This window comes from Dactylosporangium sp. CS-033363 (genome assembly GCF_050942475.1).
Taxonomy (GTDB): Bacteria; Actinomycetota; Actinomycetes; order Mycobacteriales; family Micromonosporaceae; genus Dactylosporangium.
Window position 1 is genome coordinate 5,494,319 of the sequence record NZ_CP192032.1, and the last position, 13,828, is coordinate 5,508,146.

Annotated in this window: 16 protein-coding genes; 6 read left to right on the top strand and 10 right to left on the bottom strand. The window is 73.0% G+C overall.

Annotated features, from left to right (window positions below; all coding sequences use genetic code 11):
- Positions 1-29 precede the first annotated feature (29 nt).
- A complete protein-coding gene (locus tag ACQPZ4_RS25375; RefSeq protein ID WP_433066001.1) occupies positions 30-380 on the top strand; it encodes an MmcQ/YjbR family DNA-binding protein in 351 nt (116 codons plus the stop codon).
- Here ACQPZ4_RS25375 and ACQPZ4_RS25380 read toward each other — a convergent pair.
- Positions 368-1,558, bottom strand: coding sequence for a PQQ-binding-like beta-propeller repeat protein (locus ACQPZ4_RS25380; protein ID WP_433066002.1), 1,191 nt, complete (start codon positions 1,556-1,558; stop codon positions 368-370). The genes ACQPZ4_RS25375 and ACQPZ4_RS25380 overlap by 13 nt on opposite strands.
- 113 nt (positions 1,559-1,671) lie before the next feature.
- Between ACQPZ4_RS25380 and ACQPZ4_RS25385 the strand changes: the two genes are divergently transcribed.
- From ACQPZ4_RS25385 to ACQPZ4_RS25400, 4 genes are all read left to right on the top strand, one after another.
- Positions 1,672-2,034, top strand: coding sequence for a YciI family protein (locus ACQPZ4_RS25385; protein ID WP_433066003.1), 363 nt, complete (start codon positions 1,672-1,674; stop codon positions 2,032-2,034).
- Positions 2,031-2,447: a hypothetical protein gene (locus ACQPZ4_RS25390; protein WP_433066005.1), complete on the top strand. Its 417-nt coding sequence runs from the start codon at positions 2,031-2,033 to the stop codon at positions 2,445-2,447. Before ACQPZ4_RS25385 ends, ACQPZ4_RS25390 begins: the two co-directional genes overlap by 4 nt.
- Complete coding sequence (locus ACQPZ4_RS25395; RefSeq protein ID WP_433066007.1) at positions 2,444-3,652, top strand: RNA polymerase sigma factor; 1,209 nt, start codon at positions 2,444-2,446, stop codon at positions 3,650-3,652. The genes ACQPZ4_RS25390 and ACQPZ4_RS25395 overlap by 4 nt, the downstream gene beginning before the upstream one ends.
- Before the next feature lie 1,018 nt (positions 3,653-4,670).
- Positions 4,671-5,258, top strand: a complete 588-nt coding sequence (locus tag ACQPZ4_RS25400) for a polysaccharide deacetylase family protein (RefSeq protein WP_433066008.1) — start codon at positions 4,671-4,673, stop codon at positions 5,256-5,258.
- Between the two features lie 303 nt (positions 5,259-5,561).
- Here the strand turns inward: ACQPZ4_RS25400 and ptsP are convergent, their stop codons facing one another.
- Genes ptsP through ACQPZ4_RS25445 form a run of 9 tightly spaced genes read right to left on the bottom strand, consistent with a single transcriptional unit; the run spans position 5,562 to position 12,765 of the window.
- Positions 5,562-7,250 (bottom strand): phosphoenolpyruvate--protein phosphotransferase, encoded by a 1,689-nt coding sequence (ptsP, locus tag ACQPZ4_RS25405; protein WP_433066009.1) that lies wholly within the window; start codon positions 7,248-7,250, stop codon positions 5,562-5,564.
- Entirely contained in the window at positions 7,243-7,521 is a 279-nt protein-coding gene (locus ACQPZ4_RS25410; protein WP_433066012.1) for an HPr family phosphocarrier protein, read from the bottom strand. The genes ptsP and ACQPZ4_RS25410 overlap by 8 nt, the downstream gene beginning before the upstream one ends.
- Positions 7,522-7,531: 10 nt before the next feature.
- The gene (locus tag ACQPZ4_RS25415; protein WP_433066014.1) at positions 7,532-8,572 is read right to left on the bottom strand and encodes a zinc-dependent dehydrogenase; all 1,041 of its coding nucleotides are present in this window, start codon (positions 8,570-8,572) and stop codon (positions 7,532-7,534) included.
- The gene (locus ACQPZ4_RS25420; RefSeq protein ID WP_433066017.1) at positions 8,569-9,003 is read right to left on the bottom strand and encodes a PTS sugar transporter subunit IIA; all 435 of its coding nucleotides are present in this window, start codon (positions 9,001-9,003) and stop codon (positions 8,569-8,571) included. Before ACQPZ4_RS25420 ends, ACQPZ4_RS25415 begins: the two co-directional genes overlap by 4 nt.
- Positions 8,996-9,304 (bottom strand): PTS lactose transporter subunit IIB, encoded by a 309-nt coding sequence (locus tag ACQPZ4_RS25425; protein WP_433066020.1) that lies wholly within the window; start codon positions 9,302-9,304, stop codon positions 8,996-8,998. The genes ACQPZ4_RS25420 and ACQPZ4_RS25425 overlap by 8 nt, the downstream gene beginning before the upstream one ends.
- Before the next feature lie 6 nt (positions 9,305-9,310).
- Positions 9,311-10,453, bottom strand: coding sequence for a mannitol-specific PTS transporter subunit IIC (mtlA, locus tag ACQPZ4_RS25430; RefSeq protein WP_433066023.1), 1,143 nt, complete (start codon positions 10,451-10,453; stop codon positions 9,311-9,313).
- Positions 10,454-10,465: 12 nt separating this feature from the next.
- Entirely contained in the window at positions 10,466-11,416 is a 951-nt protein-coding gene (pfkB, locus tag ACQPZ4_RS25435) for a 1-phosphofructokinase (protein WP_433066025.1), read from the bottom strand.
- Positions 11,413-12,174: a DeoR/GlpR family DNA-binding transcription regulator gene (locus ACQPZ4_RS25440; protein WP_433066028.1), complete on the bottom strand. Its 762-nt coding sequence runs from the start codon at positions 12,172-12,174 to the stop codon at positions 11,413-11,415. The genes pfkB and ACQPZ4_RS25440 overlap by 4 nt, the downstream gene beginning before the upstream one ends.
- A 9-nt stretch (positions 12,175-12,183) precedes the next feature.
- Positions 12,184-12,765, bottom strand: coding sequence for a hypothetical protein (locus tag ACQPZ4_RS25445; RefSeq protein ID WP_433066031.1), 582 nt, complete (start codon positions 12,763-12,765; stop codon positions 12,184-12,186).
- A gap of 157 nt (positions 12,766-12,922) precedes the next feature.
- Here ACQPZ4_RS25445 and ACQPZ4_RS25450 point away from each other — a divergent pair, with 157 nt between their 5' ends.
- On the top strand, positions 12,923-13,576 hold the full coding sequence (locus ACQPZ4_RS25450; RefSeq protein ID WP_433066034.1) for a hypothetical protein: 654 nt from the start codon (positions 12,923-12,925) through the stop codon (positions 13,574-13,576).
- Positions 13,577-13,828: the final 252 nt, after the last annotated feature.

Below are 13,828 nucleotides of genomic sequence, written 5' to 3' on the forward strand. Positions count from 1 at the left end.
CGCCGACCCGTGCCGTCAGGAGATCGCCCGTGAACCGCGCGGAGCTGCTCAAGCACTGTCTCGCCAAGCCCGGCGCCTGGGAGGACCAGCCGTGGGAGGGCGACGTGGTGGCCAAGGTCGGGCCGAAGATCTTCGCGTTCATCGGCACGGACACCGTCGGGGTCAAGTGCGCCCCGACGCGTGAGGCGGCCGACGAGTGGCTGCACCGGTACCCCGGCGACGCCGCCGCCATGGCCTACATCGGGCGGTCGGGGTGGAACTCGCTGTCCACCGGCGGCGCCATCCCGGACGAGGAGCTCCTCGAGGCGATCGAGGAGTCGTACCGCTGGGTCGTGTCCAAGCTGCCCAAGCGCGACCGCCCCGCGGGTCAGACGTCGTAGCCGGACAGCGTCTCGCCGGCGGCCACGCACAGCCGCTTGCCGTCGCCCGCGAGCTTGTAGGCGTTGGGCTCGTCGAGCAGCCGGGTGCGCTGCCCCGTGACCGGGTCGACGAACGCGACGCCGTCGGTCGTCGCGATGTACACCGTGTCGCCAAGGCTCGTGATGTCGGCGAAGTCCCAGTCGTAGTGCCACCGCTCGGCCCCGGTGCCCTGGTCGAGCCCGGTGAGCCGGCCGCTCTCGTGCACGGCCACGATCCCGCGCCCGGTGAGCAGCGGCGCGCCGTCACCCAGGAACCCGTCCGGCGCGTCCCAGCTCCATTTCGGCTGCCCGGTCGCGGCGTCGAACGCGTGCAGGGACTCGTTGCGGTACAGGTAGTCGTCGTCGACGTACCGCATGCCGAGCGCCACGACGAGCGCCCCGAGCACCACCGGCCGCCCGAACACCTGCCCGTCCGGCGCGGTGGCGGCCCACTTGCGGGTCCCCGAGCCGGCGTCGTGCGCGGCGAGCTCCCGGGCCGCGGCGTACACGGTCCCGCCGGCCACGTGCAGGTCGAACGGCCCGTCGGTGGCCTGGAGGGCCTGGCGCCAGGTGTCGGTCGGCCCGCCGAAGCAGGTCAGCGCGCGGCCGTCGGTACCGTCCGCGACGGTGACGACGGTCTTGCCGTCGACGAGCGCGACGTCCCCGACGTACCCGGGGAAGGCCCGCCGCCACCGGTCCTTGCCGTCCCCGAGCCCCGCGACCCGCACCTGGGCCGCCGTGCCCTGTGGTGCCGTGCTCGGTGGTGGCGTGCTCGGTGGTGGCGTGCTCGGTGGTGGCGTGCTCGGTGGTGCCGCGGCGCGGTCCTGGGTCCGGAACACGAAGGCGTCGCCCGCCATGCGCACCGGGAGGTCCCCGGCGCGGGCCGTCTGCAGCGTGTTGCGGCCGAGTTCGTCCTGCCAGCGCACGGTACCGTCGGCGGCCCCGAACGCGGTCAGGCTGCTTCCGAGCGCCAGCAGCGTCTCCCCGGCGAGCTGCAGCACGTCGGGCTGATCGGCCAGCTGGACCCGCCACCGCCGCCCGGCCGCCGTGGCCCCCGGCACGGAGGGGTCCTCCCGCAGCCCGACCCAAGCCGCGATGCCACCGGCCGCGAGCACCCCGGCCGCGGCCCCACCGGCCCGCAGCAGCGTCCGGCGCCTCATCGGCCCTCGCTGGTCGTCATGCGATCGAATCGTACGGCGGCCCGGGTGTCGAAACGGTGCCGCCCCGTTCGTCGTCCCCATGACGGAACCCGACCAGGGATTGGATGACCACCATGGCGAAGTACCTCCTGCTGATCTACGGCGACGAGCAGCGCTGGGACGCCGAGACCCCCGCCGAGCGCACGGCCAAGGGCAACGGCCACCGCTCGTTCGTCGAGGCACTGGGCACGGGCATGCTGACCGGCCACGAACTGGCGTCCTCGTCGACGGCCACGACCCTGCGCTCGACGACCGGCGACCGCCCGACCCCGACCGACGGCCCGTTCCTGGAGACGAAGGAGGCCCTGGGCGGCTTCTACGTCATCGAGGCCCCGGACCTGGACGCGGCCCTGGACCTGGCCCGGCGCCTGCCGGAACTGTCCGCGGGCCACGGCGGCGTCGAGGTCCGCCCGATCGTCGACCACCACCACGCATGATGATCGCCTCTGATGCGGGCCCGGTCACCTCGGACGGCGCGGGCTGGGTCACGAAATGTCGGGCGCTGACGCGCCGCGACATTTCGGATATTTCGTATATGCGCCTTTCCGGCGATCAACAGCCCTCTGACCTGCGGCGATGGCTGTCGCAGCGCCGTGATCTGCGACGTTGGCAGCTTGCCCGCCGGCCGTTGCAGCACGGTGAACTCGGACGCCGTGAACTCGGACGCCGTGAGCTGCGACGTTGGCAGCTTGCCCGCTGGCAGTTGCAGCGCGGTGAACTCGGACGCCGTGAACTCGGACGCCGTGAGCTGCGACGTTGGCAGCTTGCCCGCTGGCAGTTGCAGCGCGGTGAACTCGGACGCCGTGAGCTGCGACGTTGGCGGCTGCAGCACGTTGAGCCGGGGCGTTGAGCGTCGCTGAGGCCGTGGAGCGGGCCCACCGTGAGGAGTGGGCCCGCGTCCTGGCCGCCGTCGTCCGCCTCACCCGCGACCTCGACCTCGCCGAGGAGTGCGTCCAGGACGCGTTCGCCCAGGCCCTGCGCACCTGGCCGGACACCGGCGTGCCGGACCGCCCCGGCGCCTGGCTCACCACCGTCGCCCGCAACCGCGCCGTGGACCGCCTGCGCCGCGAGACCGCCCTGCGCCGCATGCTGCCCCTGCTGGTCACCGACGACATCGCCCCGCCCGCCGACGACCGCCTCGGCCTGATCCTCATGTGCTGCCATCCGGCCCTGTCCCGCGACGCCCAGGTGGCGCTGACCCTGCGCCTGGTCTGCGGCCTCTCGACGGCCGACGTCGCCCGGGTGTACCTGGTGCCGGAGCCGACCATGGCCGCCCGCATCACCCGCGCCAAACGGAAGATCGCCACCGCGCGCATCCCGTTCCGCGTCCCGGGCCCGGACGAGCTGCCGGCGCGCGTCCAGGCCGCCTGCGAGGTGGTCCACCTGGTCTTCACGACGGGCCACACGGCCCCGAGCGGCCCCGAGCTGCAGCGCACGGACCTCACCGACAGCGCGATCGCGGTCGCCCGGATGCTGCGCCTGCAGCTCCCCCGCGACCCCGAGGTGGCCGCCCTCCTTGCCCTGCTCCTGCTCATCGACGCCCGCCGCACGACCCGCACCACACCGGACGGCCGCCTGCTGCTGCTCTCCGAACAGGACCGCTCCCAGTGGGACGGCGCGCGGATCGCCGAGGGCACGGCACTGCTGGGCGAGGCCCTGCGCCGCCCGCCGACCCGCTGGGCCGTGGAGGCCGCCATCGCCGCGGTCCACGCCGAGTCCCCCAGCTGGGAGGCGACCGACTGGAGCGAGATCTGCGGCCTGTACGCCGCACTCGCCGACCTCTGGCCCTCGCCCGTCGTCACCCTCAACCACGCCGTGGCGCTCGGCCTGCGCGACGGCCCCGAGGCCGGCCTGGCGGCGCTGGAACCCCTGCTGTCGGAGCCCTCCCTCGCCGGGTACGGCTACCTCGCCGCCGCCCGCGCCGACTTCCTCCGCCGCCTGGGCCGCCGCGAGGAGGCCGCCCTGGCGTACGAGGAGGCCCTGGCTCTCACCGCCAATGAGTCCGAACGCGCCTTCCTCACCGCCCGCCTGGCCGACCTCGACCACCCGCAGTAGCGGAACCCGAACCGAACCGCCACTGCACTACAGTCGTGAACAGCCCTTGCTCCGGCGATTCGCTTCGCTCGCACCCGCTGCCGTCACCCTGAGCGACGAAGGCCGGATTGCCGAATTCCTGGTGCCGATAATCCAGTAATTCGGCAATCCGGCACGGCCGCCAACAAGCCCGGGATGACGTCAGCCCCAACAGCCGGACAAAACAGACGAAGCGGAACACGGCCCGCGGCGGGACGAGGCCAACACACGGCACACGGCGGGACGAGACCAGCACACGGCACACGGCGGCACACGGCGGCACACGGCGGCACACGGCGGCACACGGCGGCACGCGGCACACGGCACACGGCACACGGCACACGGCACACGGCGGGACGAGACCAGCAGGCGGCACGCAGAAACGCGCCCCGCGGCGGGGCGAGACCAGACGGCGGCACGCGGCGGGACGAGGCCAGCAGGCGGAACACGGCGGGACGGGACCAGCAGGCGGCACACGGAACACGACGGGGCGAGACCAGCACAGCGGAACGCCGGCCTGCGGCCCACGGTCGGACGACGCCGGCAAAGCGGAACGCGGCCGGTCATGAACGACACGCGCGGTGACGTCACGGCGAATTAACACATGCTGTGAAACCGCTCCGGACAAGCTGGGGACCAGCGTGGCGGGCGGGTGAGGTGGGCGGTGAGTTCTCTGCGGGTCGGCGTGGCGAAAACGGATGCAACGGATAATCGGCGCGTCACGTCTGGACAGTGCACCGGCGCACAACCCCCCGACGGAGGAGCCTTGACCAGCATGTCCCGCCGCCGCCTGATCGGCGCCGGCATTGTTGCCGCGAGTGTGGCCGCACTCGGCCGGGATGCCCTTGCCCATCCGCGGCCGGCGGCAAACAATCCGTCGCGGACACCGCCCCCGCTGCTCCTCCCGCCGCCCCACCCGGCTCCCCCGCCGCCGTCGCCGTCACCCTCCGCGTCCGCGTTGACGCGGCCGGTGTACACGCTCAAGGAATTTCGGCAGATCGTGCCCGGGCCCGAGTTTCCCGACAACGCCGTGGCGCTCACCATCGACGACGGGCCGCACGGGGGGTGGACGCCGCAGGTGCTGAAGGTGCTGGAGAAGTACCACGTGCCGGCGACGTTCTGCATGATCGGCAACCAGATCCTCGGGCAGGAGGCGGTCGCCCGCAGCGTCGTCAACGCCGGGCATCAGGTGGCCAACCACACCTGGAGTCATCCGGCGCAGCTGTCCACGATGCCGGCGGACAAGGTGCAGCAGGAGCTGGACCGGGCGCAGGAGAAGATCCACGACACCACCGGGCGGACGCCGACGATCTTCCGGGCGCCGGGCGGGACGTGTTCGCCGGCGGTGTTCGAGGCGGCGGCGAAGGCCGGGATGGTGCCGGTGAACTGGGATCGGGACCCGAAGGACTGGACCAAGCCGGGTACGTCGTTCATCACGAACAAGCTGCTCGCGGCGAAGGCCGGGGACATCCTGCTGTGCCACGACGGCGGCGGGGACCGCTCCCAGACCTGCGCGGCGCTGAAAACGGTCATCCCCGCCCTGCAATCCCGAGGACTGCAGTTCGTCGCCCTGGGAGTGCAGCTCTAAAAGCCCCAGCGCCACAACCCAGCGCGAAAGCCCAGCGCGAAAGCCCAGCGCCACAGCCCGGCGCGAAGAACCGGCGCGAAGAACCGGCGCGAAGAACCAGCGCGAAGAACCAGCGCGAAGAACCAGCGCGAAGAACCAGCGCGAAGAACCAGCGCGAAGAACCAGCGCGAAGAACCAGCGCGAAGAACCAGCGCGAAGAACCAGCGCGAAGAACCAGCGCGAAGAACCAGCGCGAAGAACCAGCGCGAAGAACCAGCGCGCTAAGAACCCGCGCGCTAAGAACCCGCGCTAAGAACCCGCGCGCTAAGAACCGGCGCGCCGCACGGCCGCCCGCGCGGCCTCGGGGGTGTCGGCGGCCAGGGCCAGCTTCGCGATCTGCCGGCACTCCTCCAGGGTGTGCGCCGCCAGCGAGTCGCGCACCGCCGGGATGCTCCGCGGCGCCATGGACAGGCTGGAGATGCCGAGCCCGGTCAGTACCAGAGCGAAATCCGGATCGGCGGCGGACTCCCCGCAGACCCCGACCGGCTTGCCCGCCTCGAGGCCCGCCGACGCGCAGGCGGCGATCAGCGCGATCAAAGCAGGCTGCCACGGGTCCAGCAGTTCCGCGAGGTCCCCGCACATGCGATCCGCCGCGAAGGTGTACTGGCTGAGGTCGTTCGTCCCCAGGCTCAGGAAATCGACGTCCCGCAGGATCGACGGGGCCCGCAGCGCCGCCGCCGGTACCTCGATCATCACGCCGGCCGACGGCAGCCCGTGCGCGCGGCACTGCGCGGCGAACTGCGAAGCCTCGGCGGCGGTGGCGACCATCGGCGCCATCACCCACACCTCGGCGGTGTTGGCCGCCGCGGCCGTGGCGATCGCCGCGAGCTGGGTCGACAGCACCGACGGGGTACGCCGCGCGACCCGCAGCCCCCGCACGCCGAGCGCCGGGTTCGGCTCCTCGGCCATCTGCAGGAACGGCAGCGGCTTGTCGGCCCCGGCGTCGAGGGTGCGCACCACGACCTTCTTGCCGGGCAGGGCGGCGAACACGGCGGAGTACGCCGCGACCTGCTCCTGCTCGGACGGCGCGTCGCCCCGGTCGAGGTAGAGCAGCTCGGTCCGGAACAGCCCGACGCCTTCGACCTCCACGCTCAGGTCCCGCGCGGAGCCGATGTTGGCCAGCAGCGCCACCGGATGCCCGTCGGCGGTCCTCCCCGGCCCGGACGAGGCGGCCCGCCGCAGCAGCAGCTCGGCCGCCGAAGCATTGACGGCGTCGGCCTCCGCCGCGGACAGCCCGACGACCACGGCCCCCGAGGCACCGTCGACCGAAATAACGGACATATCCGAAATGTCGGCGACACCCCGACCGCACCGCACCACGGCAGGAATCCCCAGCGTCCGCGCCAGAATCGCGGTGTGCGAGGTCGGCCCACCCTCAGCGGTCACCAGCGCCAAGACCACGGCCGGATCCAGCCCAGCGGTATCAGCCGGCGCAAGATCCCGCGCCACCAGGATGAACGGGTGACCAGGCGACGGAATCCCCGGCATGGGCAGCCCAAGACAGGCCGCGATCAGCCGGTCCCGCAGGTCGTCCAGGTCGGCGATCCGCTCCGCGAGGTACCCACCGGCGGCCTCGAAGGCGGCCCGATGCTCGGCCAGGGCCCCGGCCAGAGCGCGCGGCGCCGAAGAGCCCCCGGCGATGAGCTCGAAAGCGGCGTCCGACAGCACCTCGTCGGTCGCCATGAGCACCTGCGCCCGCAGTACCTCCGCGACCGTGTCCTCCGCCGCCGCATCGGCCCGCCGGGTGAGCTCGGCGGCCACGGCGTCGACCGCGGCCCGTACCGCGGCCTGCTCCCGCTCCGCGTCGATCACCGGCGGCTGCGGCGGCAGCGAAGGCGGCGGCGCGAGGTGCAGCACCGGGCCGGCCGCGCGGCCCGGTGACACGCCGATGCCGTGCAGCACCGGGCCGGCTGCGTGGCCCGGTGACACGCCGATCCCCTGCAGTTCAGGCATCGGGGGCGTCCAGGTTGCTGGCCAGGAGCGCGGCGAGCTCGTCCAGGGCGGCGTCCGCCCCGTCGCCGTTGGCCTCGAGGGTCACTTCCGTGCCCTGCTTGGCGCCGAGGGACAGCACACCGAGCATGCTACGGGCCGGTACCGGCTTCTTCGCCCCTTCGGTGCTGATGGTCACGGGCACGGGCTGCTTCGCCGCCGCGGCGACGAACAGGGCGGCGGGGCGGGCGTGCAGGCCGCTGGTGGAACCGACGACGACGGTGCGGGTGGGCACGACTGCCTCCTCAGGGTTCGATGGTGACCTTGATCGCCTCGCCGCGGGCGACGATGCCGAACGCGTCCAGCGCGCCCTCGATCGGCAGCCGGTGGGTGATGAGATCGGCGACGGGGACGGCGCCCTCGGCGATCAGCCGCAGCGCCTCCTTGTTGTGCCCGGGGCTGGAGCCGTTGGCGCCGACGATGGTCAGCTCCCGGTAGTGCACCAGGTTGGAGTCCAGCGCGATGACCGGCTTGTCCTTGGGCAGGCCGCCGAAGAAGCTGATCCGGCCCTGCCGCGCGGTCATCTGCACGGCCTGCTCCTGCGCCGCGCCCGCGGCGGCGGCGGTGATGACGACGTCGGCGCCGCGCCCCTCGGTGAGCTTCATGACCGCGTCGACCACATCGGTCTCCGAGCCGCAGATCGCCGCGTCGGGCCGCACGAGGTTCGCCGCGAGGTCGAGGCGCTCGCGGTTGAGGTCGACCAGGAACACGCGGGCGGCGCCGCGGGCCCGGGCCAGCCGCACGTGCAGGCAGCCGATCGGGCCGGAGCCCATCACGACCACGTCGTCGCCCTCGCCGACGCCGGCCAGGTTCTGCCCGTTGAGCACGCAGGCGAGCGGCTCGGCCACGGAGGCCTCGGCGAAGGTCAGCCCGTCCGGGATGCGGTTGAGGCCGTCGACGTTCAGGACGTTCGGCGGCACGATCATGTACTCCGCGAACCCCCCGTCGAAGTGGTAGCCCATCGACACCTGGTTGGGGCAGACGGTCATCCGGCCGCGCCGGCACTCGCCGCACACCCCGCACGGGATCGCGGCGATCACCTGCACCCGGTCGCCCGCCGCCCAGCCGGTCACGTCCGCGCCGACCTCGACGACCTCGCCGGCGATCTCGTGGCCCATGACCCGCGGCGGCACGATGTGGTGGTGTCCGAAGTTCAAGATCTTGACGTCGGTACCGCACGTCGAGCAGGCCCGCACCCGGATCTTCACGTCGCCGGGGCCAGGCGACGGCTCGGGCGCGTCCTCGATGCGGACGTCGCCGGGGGCGTGGAACCGTACAACTCTCACGATCGCTCCAGAACTAGCAGCTCGAGGACTTCGTCGGGGGTGGCCGCGGCGCGCAGCCGGGCCGCCTGGTCGGGGTCCATCAGGACGTCGGCGAGCGCGGCGAGGATGTCGACGTGCCCGTCGCCGGCGGCGGCGATCGCCACGCAGACGCGCACGTCCTCGCCGCCCCAGTCGACGCCGTCGGGGAAGGAGAGCACCGCGAGCGCGTCGCGGGTGACGGTCTCCTTGCTGTTGAGGGTGCCGTGCGGGATCGCGACGCCCTCGCCGATGTACGTGGAGATGCTCTGCTCGCGCTCGAGCATCGCCTCGACGTAGGCGGGGGCCACCGCCCCGATCCCGACCAGCACCTCGCCGCAGCGGCGGATGGCCTCGTCGCGCGATCCGGCCCGTTCGCCGAGCCGGATCGCGTCGCGGGCGAGCAGGTCACCCACTGAGTTCACCGCCGCGCTGCACCACCTGGACGACCTTGGTGACGGCCGGGTCGCCGATGAACACCTGGAACGGGATGATCACCTTGTCCGGGGCGCTGACCCGGGCCCGGGCGGCGAGGCCCTTGTGGCACAGGACCACGTCGGCGTCGGCCGGGATCGAGTTCACCGGGGTGTGCTCCACGGTCACGTTGTTCTTGCTGAGCTGGCGCTTGAGCTGGCTGGCCAGCATGACGCTGCTGCCCATGCCCGCGTCGCAGGCGACGACGACCTTCTTGATGTCCGTACCGTTGATGCTCGGCATGGGTTCCTACGCCTCCTGGCGGCTGAGCTTGGCCTGCACGTTCTCGGCCTCGTCGGGGTCGACGACCGTCTCCTCGTCGGGGCCGACCGCCTCGTCCTCGGCCGGTTCGTTGCGCCCGAAGCCCAGCAGCAGCGACGCGACGGCGAAGGTGACGCCGGCGGCGATGATGATGCCGAGCAGGACGCCGAAGTAGCCGCCCTTGGGGGTGACCGCCATGTAGGCGAAGATGCTGCCCGGCGACGGGGTCGCGACCAGGCCGGCGCCAGTGATCATGAAGGTGCCGACGCCCGACGCCCCGCCGAGGATCATGGCGAGAATCAGCTTCGGCTTCATGAGCACGTACGGGAAGTAGATCTCGTGGATGCCGCCGAGGAACTGCACGATGATCGCGGCCGGCACGGTGGGACGCAGGTTGCGCGGGCCGAACAGGAAGAACGCGAGCAGCAGGCCGAGGCCCGGCCCGGGGTTCGACTCGATCATGAACAGGATCGACTTGCCCTTCTCGGCCGCCTCCGCGACACCGAGCGGGCCGAACACGCCGTGGTTGATGGCGTTGTTGAGGAACAGCACCTTGGCCGGTTCGACGACGACCGAGGTCAGCGGCAGCAGGTCGTGCCCGACGAGCCAGTCGGCGCCCTTGCCGGCCTGCTTGGTCAGCCACTCGACGACCGGGCCGATGCCGTACAGGCCGCCGATCGCCATCGCGCCGCCGATGATGCCGGCGCTGAAGTTGTCCACGAGCATCTCGAAGCCGGGGCGGATGCGGTTCTCGACCAGCCCGTCCCAGAGCTTGAGCACGTAGGCGGCCAGCGGGCCGATCATCATGGCGCCGAGGAACATCGGCACGTCGGCGCCGATGACGATGCCCATCGTGGCGACCGCGCCGACAACGGCACCGCGCTGGCCGTGCACCAGCCGGCCGCCGGTGTAGCCGATGAGCAGCGGCAGCAGCACCGTGATCATCGGGCCGACCAGGTTCGCGATGTGCGCGTTGGGGATCCAGCCGGTGGGGATGAACAGGGCGGTGATGAGACCCCAGGCGATGAACGCGCCGATGTTCGGCATGACCATCGCGGCGAGGTACCCGCCGACGCGTTGGACGGAGGCTCGGAAGCCCGAGCCGGTGACCTGCGGTGTGTAGCTCGACACGGGGTGTCTCCTTCAGGAGGAAGGGCCGGAGAGCAGTGGGCGGAGCTCGTCCGGTCGGGGGTGGATGGTGACGTTGTGGCGGATCAGGTCGGCGGGGCCGGGCATCCTGCTGCCGGGCAGGCTGACCGCGGCGGCGCCCCAGGCGAGGCCCTCGGCGAGCGCGGCGGGCCCGCGCGCGCCGGCGGCGAGGAACCCGGCCAGGAGGGCGTCGCCGGCGCCGACGGTGCTGCGCGGCCGGGCGACCGGGCAGGTGCCGGTGACCACGCCGTCGGCGTCGACGAGGACGGCCCCGTCGGCCCCGAGGCTGGCCAGGACGCTCTGCGCACCCCACGCCCGCAGCTGCTGGGCCGCGGCGACCACGTCGCCGAGGTCGGCCAGGGGGGCGCCGACGACCTCGGCGAGCTCGTCCCGGTTGGGCTTGAGCAGCGTCGCCCCCGCCGCGGCGGCCTCGCGCAGGGCGGGGCCGGAGGTGTCCACGGCGACCCGGATGCCCGCCCCGGCCAGGCGGCGGCACAGCTGGGCGTAGGCGTCGGCGGGCAGGCCCGGGGGGACGCTGCCGCACAGCACGACCCAGTCGGCGGAGCCGGCCCGGGCCAGCACCCGCTCGGTGATCTCGGCGAACTCGGTGCCGACGAGGGCCGGCCCGGGCTCGTTGACCTTGGTGACGGTGCCGTCGGGCTCGGCCAGCGTGATGTTGGAGCGGGTCCGGCCCGAGATCGGCACCGCGAGGACCTCGACGCCCTCGGCCTTGAGCAGCCGCACGAGCTGGCCGCCCTCGTCGCCGCCACAGGGCAGGACCGCGACCGACGGCACGCCGTTGGCCAGCAGCGCCCGGGAGACGTTGACGCCCTTGCCGCCCGGGTCGAGGTGGGCCGCGGTGGCCCGGATGACCTCGCCCCGCGCGAGCCGGCCCACGTCCATGGCCCGGTCCAGGCTCGGGTTCAGCGTGACGGTGACGATCATGCCCGGACCACCCTGACCCCGGTGGCCTCGATGTCGCCGACCAGGTCGGAGTCGGCGCGGGAGTCGGTGACCATGAGGTCGACGTCCGCGAGTTCCCCGAACCGGGCCAGGTAGTCGTTGCCGAGCTTGGTGTGGTCGGCCAGCAGGACGGTACGACGGGCAGCTTTGATCATGGCTCGTTTGACCGCCGCCTCGGCCGGGTCGGGGGTGGTGAGGCCCCGCTCCACCGAGATGCCGTTGGTGCCGACGAAGGCCACGTCGACATAGAGGTCGGCCAGTGGCCGCAGCGACCAGTCGTCGACGGTGGCCAGGGTCTTGCCCCGCACCCGGCCGCCCAGCAGCAGCACGTTGAGGTTGGTCCGGGTGCCCAGGGCGGTGGCGATGACCGGCGAGTTGACCACGACGGTCAGCTCCCGGTCGGCGGGCAGCAGGTTGGCGAGCTTGATGGTGGTGGTGCCCGCGTCGAGGATGATCGCGCCCTCCTCGGGCACCTCGGCGAGCGCCAGCTTGGCGATGCGCTCCTTCTCCTCCACGAGCACGGCGTCGCGGGTGGCGAGGGCGGGCTCGAAGCCGATGCGCTCGACGGGGATCGCCCCGCCGTGCACCCGGCGCAGAACCCCGGCCCGTTCGAGCGTGGTGAGGTCGCGGCGGATCGTCTCCGACGTGACGTTGAGCTCGTCGGCCAGCCCGGCCACCTCGACCCGCCCCTGCTCGCGGGCGATTCTGACGATGGCCTGCTGCCGCTCCTCGGCGTACATGATGTGGTTTCACCGCCGTTTCGATTTGCTTGTGTTTTGTTTACGCCCGTTTGTGTGGGCCGTCAAGAGTTGAACCACAGAAACCCACACCGGCCACCCCAGCAACCAGACCACCAGGGCAAACATCACGAAGCGCGTCATCCCCTGCAGCGCCTCGGTCCGCTCGCCGCCCCCGACCCACCAGGCCGCCCCCTGCAGCAGCGCCACCGCGATCGCCCCGCCGAGCACCGCCTTGCCCCACTCCCGCCACTCGTACCTGACCCGTTCGGGCCCGCGCTTGGGGATCACCCGCGGCGGCGGCCCGCCCGCGAACCGGTGCGCGAACCGGGCGTCGGCCCAGCGCACCATCGACGGCCCGAACGCCACCGAGAAGCCCAGGAACACCGCGGCGAGGGCGTGCGCGCGCCCCGCCGCTCCCCCGCCGCGCAGATCGATCGCCGCCACCACCAGCAGCACCAGGTCCGCCAGCGCCGTCGCGGCCAGCAGCACGGCCCCGGTCCGCCGCCACCGCAGCAGGTAGCGGGCGCCGAGGCCGAGCACGAGCAGTACCCAGAAGGCGATCTCACATCCGACGATCCACGCGATCAGCATGGTTTCGAGCCTCGCCGCCGGCCGCGCCGATCGCGTCGGCACCGGCGACGGTTCGCGTACATCGTTGGACGGACCCGACCGGTTCGGCCGATGCCGCCGCGAAAGCCGCCGGAGGTACCGTCATCGACGACAATCGCTATGACAATCGGTGGCCGCCATGGATGACCCGCGCGCCAGCAGTACCGAACTGCGCCGCATCGCCGGCACCGACCCGGACCCGGCGGTCCGCGAGGCGGCGGCCACCCTGCTGATCCGATGGCCCGAACAGGCCCCGCCGCGCCCGCGCCCCGCCGTCACACCGGGGCAGCGCGAGGACGCCCGGGCCTTCGCGCAGCAGCTGAGCGCCGCCCTGGACGACGCGTACTTCCCGGTGCGCTTCGGGCCGCTGCGGTACCTCGACCACATCGCCTTCCGCGGCCTGATCAACGCGTTCGTGGCGGCGCTGGTCACCGCCGAGCGCACGGACCGGGCGCGCGCGGTCGCCGTGGACCGCATCGGCGCCGTCGTCGCCGCCTGGCACGCCGGCACCGGCCCCGCGGACCCGCCCGTCCTGGCCGACCTGCCGGAGAAGCCGTGCACCGACGCCGCCCTGGCCGCCGCGCTGACGTTCGTCGACCCGGACCAGATCCTCGGAGCCGTCGTCGAGCACCTCGGCCCGGCCACCGAGGACCGCCGCGCCGCCCTCGCCGCCCTGGCCGGCGTGACGGACCTCCTCGGCCGGGCCGAACTGCCGCTGGGCCGGCGCCTGGACCACCGGCTGCTCGGCGTGGCCCGGCACGCGTGCCCCCGCCTCGAAGCCGACCGGACGTAGCGTGACGGACCTCCTCGGCCGGACCGAACTGCCGCTCGGCCGGCGCCTCGACCACCGGCTGCTCGGCGTGGCCCGGCACGCGTACCCCCGCCTCGAAGCCGACCGGACGTAGCGCGACGGACCTCCTCGGCCGGACCGAACTGCCGCTCGGCCGGCGCCTCGACCACCGGCTGCTCGGCGTGGCCCGGCACGCGTACCCCCGCCTCGAAGCCGAGCGGACGTAGCGCGACGGACCTCCTCGGCCGGGCCGAA